Raw genomic sequence first — 17,405 nt, 5'->3', positions numbered from 1 at the left:
TTCAGGTGCGGTGCTCAAGATCACAGTGTAGAGGAAATGACTAAAAATTGCTACTCAGTTACATTAACTTTGTTGTGTTATGCTAATTTTCATATAAAGTAAGCAGCTTAAACATAATTAAATAAGATGAATCAAATCATTGTTTTTGAAGTTTCCCAAGAAGAAGATGGGGGATTTGTTGCAGAATGTTTAACCGAGGAAATTTTTACCCAAGGAGATAATTGGGAAGAATTGAAAACCAATGTTAAAGAAGCTGTCACAGGTTACTATTTTGATCAGCCTACTATTCCTAATATTAAGTTGCATCTTATTAAAGAAGTAAACAAGATATTTTAGACACTTTATAAGATTTTCGGTGGTTGAGTTTTTGTATTTGAAAAGTGGGGTTAAATCCACCTTTCAAACATTGGTATTGTCTACTTTAAACGACACGGAAACGATAGTTAGCTTCACCGCTAAAGCTATCGAAGAGTAGGAAATAAGTGCCATCACCCGGTAAAGTCGCCTCTAAATCGAACCCGGAACCAGCAGAGGTAATCAGTTGATTGCCTGGACCAATGAGACGGAAACCAACCCTCGAATCACTTCCTAAGTTTTCGAGAGAAATAGTTTGATTCGCTACGCCATTAAATCGTAAGACACGAATAGTATTAGGTTCAAGCGTTCCTTGAAGAGTCGTGTTAAAGTTCAGAGTGGGTGCGCTATTACCATTAGAGAGACGGAAACTAAAGTCGCCTGTGGTGCTTCCTTCTCCATCTACAATGAGGGTATAAGTTCCATTTTCAATTAAGGTAATGGGATTGCGATCAAAGTTTACGTCTGTATTGAAGAAAGTACCAAAGAAATCCACTTCATTACCACTGGGACTAATTAAACTAGCATTGATATTAGAATTGCCACTAATACCGTCATAGATTAACCGTTGTCCGACAGTTCCCTCGAAAGTGTAAGCGATGCGTTCTCCTGCATTAGCAATAGTACCATTCACCGTATTTCCGAGGGTTAAGGGTATGGGAATAATAGTAGGTTCTTCAACACTAAAGTCGTAGTTGATAGGAGTATTATCGAAGCTAGATCCTGCAACCACCACCAGATAACTACCATCTCCAGGAAGGGTAAAGTCACGACTCGAACTACCAACAAACTGATTACCTGGACTGTAAACAGTATAGTTGGGTCCAAAGAATTCTGTTGCTAAGGTTAGGGTTTGATCTTTAGTTCCGTTAAAAGTAAATAACTCAGTTCCTGAACCTGGATCTAAGATACCTTGAAGGTTAGTATCCAAATTAATTGCAGTTGCATCATCCACATCTAAGAGACGGAAATTGTAGGTTAGAATATCACTAGCAATAACCCTTAATTCGTAGGTTCCCCCTTCAAGAAGAGTAAACGGAGAAGAATCAGAAGAGGTTGAAGAACCGAAGAAGTTGGGAATACTGGCACCACTGGGACTAACTAGGCTAACGTTAGCACCTCCGTTGAACCCTGAATCCAATCCATCAAAATAGAGACTTTGTCCGGGGGTTGCCTCAAAGGTATAAACATCAATTTCTCCGACTTGGTCAATACTACCGTTTACCGTTTCTCCTAAAGTTAAGGCCGTTTCGGTAAAGGTGGGAGTAATTAACTCAAAACTATAATTTAGTGACTCATTATTGAAGTTGAAAGGACTGAGAACCAGGGTATAAGTTCCCTCTCCTGGTAAGGTCAAAAGTCCATTATTGTTACTGACAACCCCATTATTCGGCCCGTAAACGGTAGCAGCATAATTAGAGGTATTATTACTCAAGAACAATGGTTGATCAGTGCTTCCTTCAAAGGTAAAGATTTCTGCTGACCTATTACCCTCAAAAGTTCCTGAGTAAGGTGTATCAATGGTGATAGGGGTTGCATCGGCGATATTTAGGAGACGGAAACTATAGTCTCCTGGAGGAGATCCTGAAACGGTTAATTGATACAGTCCATCCTCAATCAAGGTAACAGGATTAGAATCAGACGACGGATTAGCAAAGAAGTTATTGACGGTACCTGTGGGAGGTATTAAGCGAACATTACCAAAAAAGAAATTGTTATTTAAGTTATCAAAGATCAATTGTTGACCGGCAGTTCCCTCAAAGAGATAAGTATCGACTTCTCCAGCAACACTAATATCACTGTTGATGGTTTCTCCGATCGTGATCTCGGTTCCTGTGGGATTACCTGGATCGTTAAACGCAGTTTCTGTTAATTGGAAGGTGTAATTAACGGGAGTTTTACTTACTCCTAACACTAGAAGCAGATAGGTTCCATCTCCAGTGAGGTTAACTATTAAGTCAGAACTACCAATACTACCTGATGTCACAAATTCATTAGCACCACTATACAAGAAATAGGAACCGCCAAAGTTAGCACTAGAATCATCTAAGAGTAAAGTTTGTCCTGCTTGTCCTTCAAAGGTAAACAGTTGCATCTCTTGTCCAGGTTCTAGGGTTCCACTAACCTCTGTATCTAAGGGTAAAGTGGTTGCAGTAGCAAAATCTAAAACTCGGAAACTAAAATCTCCGGTTGCATCTCCATTTGTATCCACAATCAACTGATAGGTTCCGGTTTCGAGTAAACTCCTAGGATTACTATCACTCGATATTGAAATAGAAAATAATAGAGATGATTGATTACTAGGACTCACTAAATAAGTGCTAGCGTCTAAGTTGCCATCCAATCCATCAAAAACGAGTCTTTGTCCCCTGGTTCCTTCAAAACTGTAGCTAATCTGTTCTCCAGGATTATTAATGCTTCCGTTCACTATTGAACCGATGGTTAAAGTATCCCCAATAATATTGGGGGTTTCGAGACGGAAACTATAATTGAGGGAATCCGTTAAGCTAAATCCTTCTAATACCACTAAATAGGGGCTATTGGTCGGTAGTTCAATCCCTGAAGAGGATTCATCGGCGAGGAACTGATTACTGGGCCCGTAAAGGGTTAGGGATGTACTCAAAGAACCAAACATTTCGTTAAGGAAAATGAGTTGATCTTCGGTTCCCTCAAAGGTAAATAACTGAGTGGAGTCTCCTGGGGTTAAAGTGCCTTGGACTAAGGTATCAACAGTAATATTAGTCGCATTAGCTGCGTCTAACACACGGAAACTATAATTTCCGGGACTTCCTCCGACAACACCCCTTACCGTTAATTCGTAGGTTCCGTCTTCAACGAGGGTAAACGGTGCAAAAGCATCCGAACCAGTAGATGCTCCAAAGAAGTTGGGAATTTGTTCACCACTGGGACTGTTTATGGTAACACTACCAGAGAAGAAGTCAGAATCTGCAAAAAGTCCATCAAAATAGAGTCGTTGTCCTGCGCTTCCCTCAAAGGTATACACATCTTCGTTACCTGATTCGTCAATATCCCCGGTTACGGTTTCCCCAATAGTCAGAGATTCAACCGTTGTCACGGGGAAACGAACCTCAAAGTTGTAATCTTCAACTGCATTATCAGAGAAATTATCAGACACTGCCACAATGTAAGTGCCGGTACTTTCTAAGGTGATAGGATTACTAAAACCAGCGAAAATTGACTCATTACCCGGATCATAAACCGTCAAGAACTCAGCGAAATCATCATCTAAATTATTGAAGACAATGCGATCGCCTGCTGTTCCTTCAAAGGTAAACAGTTCGCTGGTATTAGCCGCAACATCCCCCATCACAGGAGTATCAACCATTAACGGAGTCGCATTATCTGCATCTAAGAGTCGGAAACTAAAGTCTCCTGTGGCATTATTAAACCCACCTTCTACAATTAATTGATAGGTTCCTGCTTCAATCAGGGTAACAGAACTATTATCAAACCTTAAATCCAAGAAGTTAGAAACCTCTACCCCACTGGGACTGACTAAACGGGCGGTAACATTAAAGTTATCGCTACTAATGCCATCTAAGATAACTCGTTGACCAATTTCTCCACTAAAGGTAAAGATTTCATTCTCTCCAGGGTTGAGGATGGTTCCTTCTATCACTTCCCCGAAGAGAATCGCTTCTATGTCTCGTTGGGTAAAGTTGAGGGTAAAGGGATCATTTAAGGGGTTGCCCGCGCGATCGCTAATAATACTGGGATCAAGTTCCAGTTGATACTCTCCAGCAACAAAGGGTAAACCATCCGGGGCAAAGATAAACAGGTTAGTCCCTGACTCACTCAGTTGTAGCCTATCTGGAGTGACTGAGATATCATCCCCGGTGCCTAAAACTCCATCTTCGCCAAAATTGGTTAAGGTGACACCATTGACGTTTAATAAACTGGGATCGATCGCCTCATTAAACCTGACTGTAATGGCAGAGATCCCCCGTGGACGGGCCCCTTCATTGGGGGTGGTACTGGTAATCAGGGGGGCAAAGGTATCGGGGTTAATTTCTAGGGTGAGAATATTGGATAAGGTGCTATTACCTCCCGTATCTGTAGCCCGAACTTGAACCGTTGCGCTACTGCCTTCAGGGAGTTCAGCAAGGGCGATCGCACTTAAGTCGAAGGGGAAGGAAACATCATTACTCACCACCTCCCCATTGACCAATAATTCCACGTTGCGAACCTGGACATCATCGGTCACATCCACTTGAATCGGAACAGAAGACCCTTCTAAGACTTCGATAACTGCGGTATTGGGATCTAAGTCTGCGTTGCTACTAATACTAACCGTTGGGGCAACTCCTTGACTATCAAAAGAGAGATAATTGATCACTTGTAAACCACCGTTACTATCAGCGACGTAAGCGATACCCGAAGCGATCGCAATGTCTCTGGTAAATCCTGGAGTATCAAAACTGGTAATAAAGGCATCAGTATCATCGGGGTCAGAAATATCGTATAAGGCAACCCCTTGACCTTGAGCAGCCACTAACCCTAATCCTGAGCCATTTCGGGCGATTTCAATAGCATTAAATAAGGTATCAGCACCACTAATTAAACTAGGATTCGTGGGGTCAGAGATATCGATTGTTGTTAAACCGGCACCTGCTAGGTAAGCGACTCCATTACCTACAGATAGTCCTACATCGAATAAGGTGACAGAAGCATGAGTTTGTCCAATAACTATTAGATTATCAGGGGAACTGATATCGAGGACTGAGAAAGTATCCGAACCACTGGTAAAGGTGTATAAATGCGTGCCATCACGGGCAATATCTGTCACCGTTCCCGAACCAGGAAGGGAGAGACTATTAAGCTGTTCTCCTGTTAGAATATCGATCGCCCATAAAGTATTGTCTCCTGCAACATAGGCAACCCCATCAGCAATTTCTACCTCACGCACATTACTAATATCGACGGTTTGGATGAGGGTAGGAACTACAGGATCAGACACATCTATTAATTGTAATCCTTCGGTATTGGTGGCAACGGCGGCAATACCTAATTGAGAGTCAACAGCGACATCTGTGGCGTTACCATTGAGGTTTAATTGACCGAGAATAATGGGATTATTGAATTGAGAAGCATCGACAATGGCTAAACCATGAAAACCGGTAGCGACGTAAGCGAGTTGTTCACGGGTGTTTTCTGTGGAACCTTCCACCACAACGGCGTTTGCTTCACCTAATAAGGGAAGACTGGCAATAATTCCGGTGGGGAACCCTTGACCACCGAGAGGATCTAAACCTTGTTCAATTTCGGCTAAATCATTGATTCCGTCGCCATCGGTATCGCCTAAACTCGATGAAGTCCCAATTACTTCTTCAGCAATATCGGCTAACCCTTCTCCGTCTGTATCTACTGATTCATCAAGGTTTGTGGTTTTGAACATCGCAAGAGTTGTTCTTTGTCCACTTTGGGCTGTTATCCCTTCAGAAATAGCGATAACGTTGAATTCTGGATTATAAATTTCTAGACGATATTGAGATTGAGGAGCTAAGATCGGTAGATTTAAAAGCCCTGATCCGTTAGTGCGACCACGACTAACAAAATCTCCAACCGTTAATTTCCAGTAAGAATTACGATAAGCACGTGTTTCGATGAGTAGAGGATCAAATCCATTTTCCTGAAGATCAATAGTTTCCTCTTGTGTTTCTCGAAGCGTCTGATTCAAATTAGTCACAGACTGCATTTCAACAGTGAAGGTATCGAAGTCTTGTATTGCTTGATCCATCAACACAAGAATTTGAGGATCTGGGGATTCAGTGGAACTTGCTTCAATTGATGCAACTTGGGCAAAGTTTTGCGGACTGCCAACCTCAAGACCGGCTAATAAAGCATCTAATCCAAGGCAAGCTGCTGTCAGAGGTGCTTTCCGAATAGATTTATCTAAATCATCAATATTATCTGCAAGCTTGTTCGCTAGTCTTAACAGGGGTTGAATTTTATCGCAAATAAATTGAGCAACTCTTCCAGAACAATCTTTGCGATTACATAAAAGATCATTGGCTGTCTGAATTATACTATTGGCACATTTTAAAGCATCGACTGCTTTGCTAATTGGATTGGCACTGGTGACAGCCTCCCAAACAGATACAATTGAAGCTTTTGTCTTTTGGATTCCACCCACGGCGGCTTTAACTTCGTCGAGTGAAATTGTGCCATCTCCATATCCTTGACGAAGAGCATCTATATCGTTTCTGAGGTCAGAAATATTATCAAGAACATCAAAAAATGCTCCAATTTCTTGAAGAGAACGAGCCATATTTTTTAGACAATCATATGCTGTTTTCGCTAATTTCCAAGCATCTCCCCATCCAAAATCTTCGCAAGGAGGTTGTTCAGGGGGTTCTTCTGGTTCTGTACCAGGTGCAACAAATCGCCATCCTAACGTTGTGACTCCTGAATCTGGGTCTGAAACTAAGGTTAACCCATCGTCACTAACAGTTAATGTTCCTGTGGGTTGCCATTCCCCTGCATCATGGTCAAAAGAGAAAATAAAGTGTTTCTCTCCTGGTGCTAACCCATCCACGTTAGGATAAATTAGTTGTGCGTCTCCATCTACATTGGTCGCACCTTTAGCATCTACGGTAAAGACAAATGCTGGATCAAATCCTTCTGGTACGGGTGCAGGAATACGATCAGTCGGTAACGGAACAATAGACGCTTCTGTTACAGGGGTTCCATCGTCATAATATAAAGAATTTGGCGGAATAATCACCTGCAACCGTTCCCAGGTTTGAACATCAATTTCCGGCAATATCTGTTGTAAGTGCTGTATTCCCTGTTCTCCTAATCCCACAGATGTTGCTTCTTCTGTGGATAAAGGAACATAATCATTCTGTATTAAAAGGGGTAAGAATATATCAAAGGGGTTGCCATCTTTTCCGGTAATTTGTGTTTCTTCCCCAGGAATACTATGAAACGGTTTACGAATGGGTCCATAAAACTGATTGTCTGAGGTGATAGCTGTGCTGTTAGCTGAAGAGGGATCGATATTTACAAAAAAGTCTGGATATGGGACATTTTCTAGGAGGAAAAACCCTGTTTCATCAGTGATAGCAAAAACAGTCGGCAACCCTTCGACTTCAATGCGAACCCCCTCAAGAGGAATATTACTACCATCAGCATTTTGATTATTAGAATCAAAAACATAACCAAAAAGATTAGTTCCTTCTATTTGAGTTAAGGGTAAAGTTCTAAATTCAAAGTTAACAATACCCCCTAAGTTACCATCTCCATCTGCATCGATCGCAATACCATTGAGGGTGGTAATTTTATCCCCATCCACTACCACACGAATTTCTGTGGAAGAGGGTAAGGGTTCATCATAGAAGAAGGTAACAAATTTCTTGGTACTAGAAACCACTCGCCGCCCGGCAATTCTTTGACCATTGGCGATTAAATATAAGGAGTCTTCTGTGACGGTATTGGGATCAATTTCTACATTGAATTTAACAACGGTTTCTCTGGTTAATGACACCATTTCTGCCCCGTCGCTTGGGGTAATTGCGGTAATACTAGGGGGGGCAACGGCGAAGTCGATGGCGGTGTTTTCGGGTAGGTTATTTCCGGCAATATCTTCTAGGTTGGAACTGATATCTAGGCGGTAATTTTCTCCTGCGATTAATCCTTCATTTAAAGTTAATCTTACCCCTTGACTTCCGAGATTGTTTATGTTAGCAATTCTGATAATTTCACCGTCACGAATGCCACCGACAACGGTTAAGGTGTAGTTGTTTAAATCGGTAGCATTGACTATTGTTTCCCCGAAGTTAATATCAACTAAAGTTGTCCCATCGCTGAGACTACTGGTAAGGGTTGGAGTGGGTGAAATACTATCTAAGGTAAAGGTAAACTCGAAGACATCTGAGGTATTCCCAAGTTCATCCGTTGCGATTAATTTTAGGGTATGTTGTCCCTCACTTAACTCAGTATTGTTGTTAATTTCTTGCAGTTTGGCTGCATCAAAGTTAAAGCTTCCATCAGATTGTAATTGATCGAAGATATCTATCAATTCCTCTTCAGGATCTATACCAAATTTGGCTTGGAATTCAGTGATTAAACTAGCATCATTGATGGTTCCACTAATGGCAGAATTATTCGTAATTAAATCATTATTACTGCTTCCTGTATCATTAATTAACATGGCAGTAATATTAGGGGGAGTTGTATCACCTGCTGGAATAGTTAGGGTTAAATTACTAATAGTTTCATTTCCTGCTACATCGACAATGGTTAAGGTTAATATCTGTTCTCCTGTTTGTAACCCTGTTAAGTCTAATTCTTGGTCAAAATTGCCATCATTATCAACCGTAATAGGAATGGTTACACCGTCATTAAATTGATAACTAATACTGACTATTTCTGAACCAGTTCCGTCAGTATTTCCTATCAAGCGATCGCCTTCATTAATAACTCCATTATCCATAGGAGTATTAAGGGTTAAACTCGGATTTTCTGTATCTAAAACTAAGAAAGGATTAATAGAAATGGCTGAATTTCCAGCTTGATCCCTTACTTCAATAGATAACTCATAGTTACCATCAGTTAAGGGTTGTCCTTGGTTAATTCCCTGTAAAATTGCTTCATCTAAGCTAAAGTTTCCGTTGGGTTGCAGTTGACTTAAAATTGAGACAGTATTACTAACACCAGTAGATAAATTGTTTAACGTTGCGTTTAAAATGGTAATCTGACTGTCATCAGTTGCTGTCCCCACAAAAGAAAGAGTTTGAGTAATATTATCACTATTACTGATTCCTGTATCTTCAACTAAATTAAAAGTTAAATTAGGAATATTGAAATCACCTACGGTTACATTTTCAGTGATCAAGGTGACACCATTTCCAGCAATATCGACAGACTCAATGACTAAATCATAAGTTCCATCTGCTACTCCTGTTAAATCAAAAGGTTGAGAAAAATTGCCCAATTCATCAACAATAATATTGATATCTTCTCCCTCACCAAAACGATAAGTAAAGGAATCTAACCCCGATACATCTTCAATAATAGTTCCTGTTAATAAGGTTGTGTTTGTAACAGGTTGATCGAAGTCTGTTGTCAGTGTCGGGAAAGCAGGAATGGGATCATAAGTAAAGGTAAAGTTTTCGGTACGAACGATGGAATTACCATCATTAAAGGTTAAATTAAGGGTATATTCTCCGGGTATCAAATCAACATTACTTGCTATTGCAATCTCTCGTAATTTAGCGTCATCAAATATAAAACTACCATCGGGTTGTAAGGTATCTAAAACGTCTAATGTTCCACCATTATTTAACCCGACTGCAAAGGTAGTAATAGGATTATTATCAATTAAGGTTCCTGTTATTCCTAAAACATTACTAATATTATCCCTGTCACTACTTCCCGTATCATTAGTTAATCCAATGGTTAATTCTGTTGCAGTATTATCAATGAAAATACTGTCACTGAAAGTTGTATTATTTCCAGCAATATCAGTTGCAGTAACTGTAATTATATGTTCTCCTTCACTCAAGTTAAAATCATCGAAGTTGACAGTAAATTCTCCATTATCATTAAAAGGAAGATCGCTAATTTCTCCCTCATCAATTTGAAGGGTTAAGCTTTCAATTCCTGTATCTCCAGATAAATTTTCTCCGACATTTCCTGTTAATAAATCACTGGTTAGATTAGTAGATAAACTTGGTGAAGTTGTGTCTAAAGTAAAATCAAAGATAATGCGATCGCTAATATTTCCAGCACTATCTGTTCCTACAAAAGAGAAAGAATTAACTTCATCTAATAACGATAAATTATCATTAATTTGCTCTAAAATAGCTTTACTAATGGTAAAGCTACCATCCGATTGAATTAAATTAGTAATATCAATAGAACTTCCTCGTAAATCATTTCTCAAGTTGAAAGTTTCTATGTCACTTAAATCACTAATACTTCCCGTTAAACTGGGATCATTAGTAATATTATCGCTGTTACTAATCCCTGTATCATTTAACAGAGAAATCCCTATATTAGGTGCATTACTATCTAAAATAAAATCAAGATCAAAGGTTGTAATATTATTCCATTGATCTTTAGTGAAGAAATGTAAGGTATGTTCTCCATCCCTTAAGGGAGTATTATTGTTAATTTCTTGTAGTTGGGTTTCATCCAGAGAGAATGTCCCATTTTCATTCAATACTCCTAAGATATTGACATAGTTATTTACATCAGTATCATTAAATCCTGCTGAAAAGCGAGTGATCAAACTATTATCATTTAAAGTCCCTGAAATACTGGGATCTGAGGTTAATTGATCATTATTTAAACTTCCTGTATCGTTAACTAAACCTGCTAAAAGATTAGGTGCAGTTTGATCAGTATTATTTCTAACAACTAAACCTAATTCTCTTGCATCTAATAAAGAAAGTCGACCATCTCCATTAATATCTCTGGGATCACCAGGGTCTATAATTCCTGAACGATAACTCCGTAATAATTCTCGAACGTCATCCAAATCTAACCCTCCATCTCCTGTAATATCCCCCATAAGAGTAATTTCTTCTACTACAGGAATTGTCATTTCTATGACTGAATCAGCTAATAACTCTGCTGTTTCTTCTACTTGCTTACTTTCAAAACTATTTAATTGTTGTGGATTATTTTGTGATGATTCTAAAGAATTATCTGTTGTTTCAGGGATTAATACACTTGCTTCTTCTAAGGGATTTTGATTAGTACCCAAAAATTCCATGATTGATGACTCCAACAATAATTAATTTAGAAATCTATGAATAGATTTCTAAGATCAAACAATAAACTTGAAAAAGTAGGAAACAACAGAAAATAAACCTTATTCTAGAAATGTCTTTAATGAACAGCAAAGACTTACCTAATTCTAGAAATAAAATTGGTTAGTTACTATGACAAAAACTTAATTCAAAGGGATTGTTTTTTTTGAGTAATCTTCCAAAACAATCCTAATAATACTCCCCAACCGGTTAGTCCTAAACCGGATTCTGGAACTTGAGTTGTCCCTGAGCTAACTGTCACTGTAGCATCATTTTGTGTAACTGGATCAAAATTAATAAAATTTTCATCCGAAACCTCAATAATCGTTAATGTTAGTGGACTATTCGTGCCAATTCCACTCCCAATAAACTCAATATTTGCTAAACTAAAAGTATCGGGTTGTGCTGTGTTTAATTCTTCAGGTAAATCTAAAGAAAGATCCACAAAAAAAAGGGTTCCCGGCGTTGATGAATCAACAGTTTGAGTGTCTAAACCTGAAAGATCAATTAATCCACTAAAAGTTATATCATCGAAAGTTAATACCGCAGGATCATAATTCAATTGTAAATTAAATCCTCCCACAGATGGACTAATATTATTACCTAATTCTGAAATTTGCACATCAAGAATAACAGATTGTCCCACCGTGACGCTTTGGGTTTGTGGAAGTAAGTCCAAGGTAACAGCGTTTGCTGGTTCAAACAACATGAATAGGGGTAATGTCCCTAGAATAACACCACAACTTACAGCAATATGTCTCATTAGAAGCAAAAAGAATAATTAAGAAAACCATTGCTAAAATTCAGGGAAATTTGCCTAAATTTCAGTAACTATCTTTCTTATAAACCCATTTTTTTGCTCAAAAACCTTTTTTTGATAAACTGTAGAATAAGTTATTTTATTTCAAACCTCGTTCAATAAAGTTGATACATCAACATATTTCTTAATCATTTCGGATACACTGTTCACTGATAATTGATAACTGTTTACCGAAAGGGTCCTAAAACGTCGGTTACGGTAATGGTTTGTTCATCGGTGTAACCTGCAAAAGTTCGGGTTGCCACTATTTTTATTTCCACCCCTAAACCCGATCGCAAAAATCGAGATTCAATGGGTAACTTACCAATATCAAGGGTAAAAGTATCCCCATCTAAAATAACTAAATCTTCTGGAATTTCTCCCTCATATTTTGTTGTGTAATCAGACACCGGACGAAAGCGAGGATCAGAACGAGTAATACTATAAGTAATATCAAACTTCGTAGCAATTAAATTAGATTGATCCGCCTCATCAATTAAAGTTAATTGTAAATCCCTTTCTCTTCCCGATAATCCTTGACTTTCTAAACGAGTGGCATCTTGTTTATAAATGGCATTATAAACAATAAATTGAGTAATATTATTCCGTTGTTGCGTTGTTCCTTCTATCCAAATATTATCAGGAACCTCCACCACAATTCCCTGATCATCTTGATATTTTAACGTCACTTTTTCTTGAGCAAATCGATTAAATGATTGGGGAGCATTCCAAATCAATAAAAAGGACCGTTCTAACCGTTGAACCAAGGCTAAATATTGATCATCAATCACCGAACCGGGAGCAAATAAGGCCGATGCACCATTGCGAGTTTCCCAAATATTTTTAGAGAGTAAATACCCTTTATCTCTCAAGGCGGCCATGGTTACGGTGGCAGCCGGTTTATCGGCTTCTAGGGGTTTATCTAAATTAATTAACGTCAGTTGACCGGGTAAACCATCTCGACCAAAGGCCCCACCGACTCCATTGGCCCCGTTTTTCCCGTCTTGACAGCGAAATTCTAAGGTAGTACAACGATAATTAGAATCTCCAGGATTACCACTACAGGTTTCTATGGTCCAATAGGGTTCGCTACAGCGACATCCTTGACCCCCTTGGCCCCCTTGTCCCGGTTGTCCTCCTTTCCCCCCTGAAGCGTTGACAAAGATTTGTTGGAGTTGAGATAAGTCCGTTGCATAGAGGGTTAAAGAGCCGCCATTACCCCCGTCACCGCCATTCCCCCCATTCCCCCCATTCCCCCCACTTGGGGCCTGTAGGTTATATTTGACCCCAGTGGGTTGATTTTCACATTCAGCGTCTTCTCCGGGTTTCCCTTCTTCTCCTGGTTGGCCATCTTCTCCGACTAAATTAAGGGTTAAGGGAGAACCATCGGCAAAAATCGTCAAATTATCGCTATTTCCTCCATCTTCTCCAGAAGCCCCACTACTGGCGTTAGAACCATTTTCACCAAAGGTTCTCACCTCTGCCGCCATGACACCCCCGACACAAAGGTTAGAGGAGGAGGGAAGAGGAACCATCAAAGAACTGGCAAAAAAGAGGAAAAATAAGGGAAGTTTAGTGACTTGCATTGATGGGTTAGGAGGTTAACAATCGCCACCTTTTCAGACTGGGTTTAGTTAACTTTTGTTTCTTGAACCACTAACACCGAACTGGGGGCATGATGGACAATATAGTTACTTACACTGCCGAGTAACATTTCTGAGACTCCGGTTAGTCCCCGTCTTCCCACTACAATTAAATCTGCTTGCCAATCTTTAGCCATATCTCTTATCCAGCGGCCGGGTTCGCCTATTTTCCAGTCCCATTCTGCGGTAATCCCCTGTCGTTTGGCCATTTCTCCGTAGTTTCTTAACCATGTTTCAGTTTCATTGGCTTGGGTTTCTAACCGTTCTCGCATTAAGTAGGAAAAATCGTTAAATTCTCCTTCGTAAAGGCTGGTATAAGGGGCGGTTGAGGGGGTTTCCAGGGGCAAACAATGAAATAATTTTAAGGTGGCTTGATGGTATTTGGCCATAGATAAAGCTTCTTCAAACACTTTTTTACCTAAAGGGGAGTTGTCCAAGGCCACTAATATTTTGTTGTATTTCATAATGTATTGAACAGGGTGTAGGGTGTAGGGGAGGCAATTGAATGGGGATTAAAAGCCCAAGCAATTGAATACACCGCAAGGGACGGTATGGTTTTAAACCCATTAAACCCACTCATCTCCTGGGGTGGGATGTTAAAAGAAATATAACATTGACTTTCTCTACCGAAGGGAGTTAACAAATTTTTCGATTCTATCCATTCCTTTTTCAATCGAAGCTAAATCCGTCGCATAGGACAAACGAATACAATTATCGGCCCCGAATGCTTTTCCGGGAATAGCAGCCACTTGTTGTTTGTTTAATAAACCGTCACAAAATTCTAAGGAGTTGAGTCCGGTTTGACTAATATCAATAAAGACATAAAAGGCCCCCATGGGGGTGGGACAACTCAGTTGAGGAATAGCTTGAATTCTTTCTAAAATGACCTGACGACGTTGGGTAAACGCATCTAACATTTTTTGAAGACATTGGGGAGAGTCTGGGCTTTCGAGGGCAGCAACGGCTCCGTATTGGGCAAAGGTACAAACGTTAGAGGTGCTATGACTTTGGATGGTACTGGTTGCTTTAATTAAGTCTTTTGGACCGGCTAAATAACCAATTCGCCATCCAGTCATGGAGTAACTTTTGGCAAATCCATTACTAATAATGGTGCGGTTAAATATATCTTCTCCTAGGGAACCAATACTAATATGTTCTGTGCCGTCATAGAGAATTTTTTCGTAAATTTCATCAGAAACCACCCATAAATTATGGTCAATAATTACTTGGGCTAACGCTTCGAGTTCCTCACGGTTATACACCATCCCTGTGGGATTAGAAGGAGAATTAAGCACAAATAGTTTGGTGTTTGAAGTGATAGCTTGACGCAGTTGTTCTGGGGTGATTTTGTAATCGGTTTCTGCGGTGGTGTTGACAATAACCGGTGTTCCTTGGGCTAATTTGACCATTTCCGGATAACTCAGCCAATAGGGAGCCGGAATAATCACCTCATCTCCTGTTTCAATCAAGGCCAACATTAAGTTAAATAGGGAATGTTTACCCCCATTGGTGACGATGATATTCTCCCCACTGTAGTTTAACTGATTATCTTGGTTTAACTTGTGGGCGATCGCTTCAATGAGTGGATTTTCTCCGGCCACTGGCCCGTATTTGGTTTTCCCTTGCGCTAACGCTGATGAGGCGGCTGCTTTGATATGTTGAGGGGTATCAAAATCTGGCTCTCCTGAACTAAAGCTACAAACATCAATCCCTTGCGCTTTCATCTCTTTCGCTTTAGCAGTAATGGCTAGGGTGAGAGAGGGAGTGACTTGTGTTACCCTGGTGGCCAATTGAATCATATTGCTTCTGAGCCTATTTTTTCCTTGTATTAAAAAATTAAAAACCCCATAGATACATTCATGCTATGGATTCAGGCTTTATCTATCATAGTTGATTTTAGGTGAACTTATCAACTTATTTTCTGAATTATGTTCTATTTAATTCATGATTTTGCCTAATCTGCCTCTAGTTTCTATTAGTTTCTATATACCTGCAACGGATTATATTGCATGGGTGCAAAAAACCCATTCAATTCAGGATGAGACCCATTGAGGTTGGAGAATTGAGAATTAACGAATTTTCCCATCTTCTCTCAACCATTACCTATATTTTAATATTATTGAATATTGACCAATTCAATATCAAAGGTTAAATCTTTTCCTGCTAGGGGATGATTAGCGTCTAAAGTGACTTTACTATCAGCAACATTAGTTACCATCACAGGAACAGCTTGACCGCTAGAATGACGCATTTGCAGTTGTTGTCCCACTTCTACGGATAAATCAGAAGGCATTTGTTGTTCATCGACCACAATCACTAATTCATCTTGATAGGGTCCATAAGCTTGTTCTGAGGGAATGGTCACACTTTTGTTATCTCCAGGACTCATTCCTACCACCGCTTCTTCAAATCCTGCGATGACTTGACCTTGTCCGAGGGCAAATTGTAAGGGGTCACGATTCACCGAAGAATCAAACACTGTCCCGTCTTGCAATTTACCTGTATAGTTGACTTTGACTGTATCTCCAAGTTTAGCTTGTACCATATCACATTACCTGCTAAATTTTATGTGTTTAATGAAGGGACTTTTTCACGGTAGTTTTTTTTTCGTAGTTTTGTCAACTTTTTGTGCTATTCTTAAAAATTTATTAATGATTAAACCTTCATGATTTCTGTTTTCTATGAAACCAACCATTGAAACGTTAAATTTATTTAAACTGGCTTCCGGTGATGAGTTTTTTCTGCAACTGTATAAGTTTGTCGGTAAAAGAAAGGGTAAAAAAGTCTATATTCAATCGAATCTCCACGGCTCAGAAATTGTTGGTAACGCCGTCATTTCACAATTAATCAATTATTTATCTACTCTCAATAAAAGTCAGTTGGAGGGTGAAATTTGGTTACTGCCAGTTTGTAATCCTTTAGGCACTAATCAACGAAACCATTTCTTTTCTTCGGGAAGGTTTAATAGTTATGATGGCAAAGATTGGAATCGAATTTTTTGGGACTATGAAAAATTTTGTCCTAATTTAGATGGATTTGTGCAAGAGAATATAAAGTTTGATTCTTTAACAATTCAAGAAAATTTTTTGCGGCAACAAAAACAGGCATTTAGTAAACAACTCGATAGAATTAATAGTCCCAGTGGTGCGCCTTTATTTGAACAGTATCGTTATCAATTACAATCTTTGTCGATGGATGCTAACTATGTGATTGATATTCATAGTTCTAGTAACCAATGTATTGATTATCTTTTTTGTTTTCCTGGACAACAAGAAGACAGTGCCAACTATTTTAAAATTGATTATGGCATTTTAATGGATACTTATGATGGAGATGCTTTCGACGAAGCATTTATGAAACCTTGGTTAGCATTAGAAAAGAAGTTTGAAGAGTTAGGAAGAACCCTAAATATTGATCGAGAATCTTGGACGTTAGAATTAGGTTCCGGCATGAAAATGAATCCTCAATCGGTTACTTTGGGAGTCAAGGGAATTATTAATTATTTAGTAAAAAAAGGTCTCTTAAAACTAGAAAATTATGCTTTATTCACTCACAAAATTACATTAGTTTCTCGTCAAAATATCAAAAATTATTATGCCCCAACTGGGGGAATGATTCAAAATCGATTACCTTTAAAAACTCCTGTTAAGGCCGGGGATAAAGTTTATGAAATTCTCAGCTTTAATAAACAAGGAAATTTACCAGAGGTGATTAATATTTATGCAGAAACCGATGGCTTTATTTTTGATATTTCAACTAATTATTCTGTGAATCAGGGAGACTACGTTTTAGCACTGTGTAATCCTAATTCATAAAATGAATAGTGACTAA

Annotated in this window: 8 protein-coding genes; 2 read left to right on the top strand and 6 right to left on the bottom strand. The window is 39.1% G+C overall.

Annotated features, from left to right (window positions below; genetic code table 11):
* The first annotated feature begins 126 nt into the window (after positions 1-126).
* The gene (locus C4E06_RS01275; RefSeq protein WP_107666423.1) at positions 127-336 is read left to right on the top strand and encodes a type II toxin-antitoxin system HicB family antitoxin; all 210 of its coding nucleotides are present in this window, start codon (positions 127-129) and stop codon (positions 334-336) included.
* Between the two features lie 85 nt (positions 337-421).
* On the opposite strand, the gene C4E06_RS01270 is transcribed toward C4E06_RS01275, so the two are convergent.
* The 6 genes from C4E06_RS01270 to C4E06_RS01245 form a co-directional block, all read right to left on the bottom strand.
* Positions 422-11,095 (bottom strand): Ig-like domain-containing protein, encoded by a 10,674-nt coding sequence (locus C4E06_RS01270; RefSeq protein WP_107666422.1) that lies wholly within the window; start codon positions 11,093-11,095, stop codon positions 422-424.
* 185 nt (positions 11,096-11,280) lie between these two features.
* Positions 11,281-11,895, bottom strand: a complete 615-nt coding sequence (locus C4E06_RS01265; RefSeq protein ID WP_198648202.1) for a cohesin domain-containing protein — start codon at positions 11,893-11,895, stop codon at positions 11,281-11,283.
* 224 nt (positions 11,896-12,119) lie between these two features.
* Positions 12,120-13,517, bottom strand: coding sequence for a collagen-like protein (locus C4E06_RS01260; RefSeq protein ID WP_107666420.1), 1,398 nt, complete (start codon positions 13,515-13,517; stop codon positions 12,120-12,122).
* Between the two features lie 44 nt (positions 13,518-13,561).
* Positions 13,562-14,038 carry a universal stress protein gene (locus C4E06_RS01255; protein WP_107666419.1) on the bottom strand — a complete coding sequence of 159 codons (477 nt, stop codon included), beginning with the start codon at positions 14,036-14,038 and terminating at the stop codon, positions 13,562-13,564.
* A gap of 159 nt (positions 14,039-14,197) precedes the next feature.
* Positions 14,198-15,373, bottom strand: a complete 1,176-nt coding sequence (locus C4E06_RS01250) for a pyridoxal phosphate-dependent aminotransferase (protein ID WP_107666418.1) — start codon at positions 15,371-15,373, stop codon at positions 14,198-14,200.
* A gap of 317 nt (positions 15,374-15,690) precedes the next feature.
* On the bottom strand, positions 15,691-16,119 hold the full coding sequence (locus tag C4E06_RS01245; protein ID WP_107666417.1) for a peptidylprolyl isomerase: 429 nt from the start codon (positions 16,117-16,119) through the stop codon (positions 15,691-15,693).
* Positions 16,120-16,255: 136 nt separating this feature from the next.
* Between C4E06_RS01245 and C4E06_RS01240 the strand changes: the two genes are divergently transcribed.
* The gene (locus C4E06_RS01240; protein ID WP_107666416.1) at positions 16,256-17,389 is read left to right on the top strand and encodes a succinylglutamate desuccinylase/aspartoacylase family protein; all 1,134 of its coding nucleotides are present in this window, start codon (positions 16,256-16,258) and stop codon (positions 17,387-17,389) included.
* The last annotated feature ends 16 nt before the right edge of the window (positions 17,390-17,405 follow it).

The organism is Cyanothece sp. BG0011 (assembly GCF_003013815.1).
Classification (GTDB): domain Bacteria; phylum Cyanobacteriota; class Cyanobacteriia; order Cyanobacteriales; family Microcystaceae; genus Crocosphaera.
Note: the sequence above shows the minus strand (reverse complement) of the source record. Positions and strands in the feature narration are given on the sequence as shown.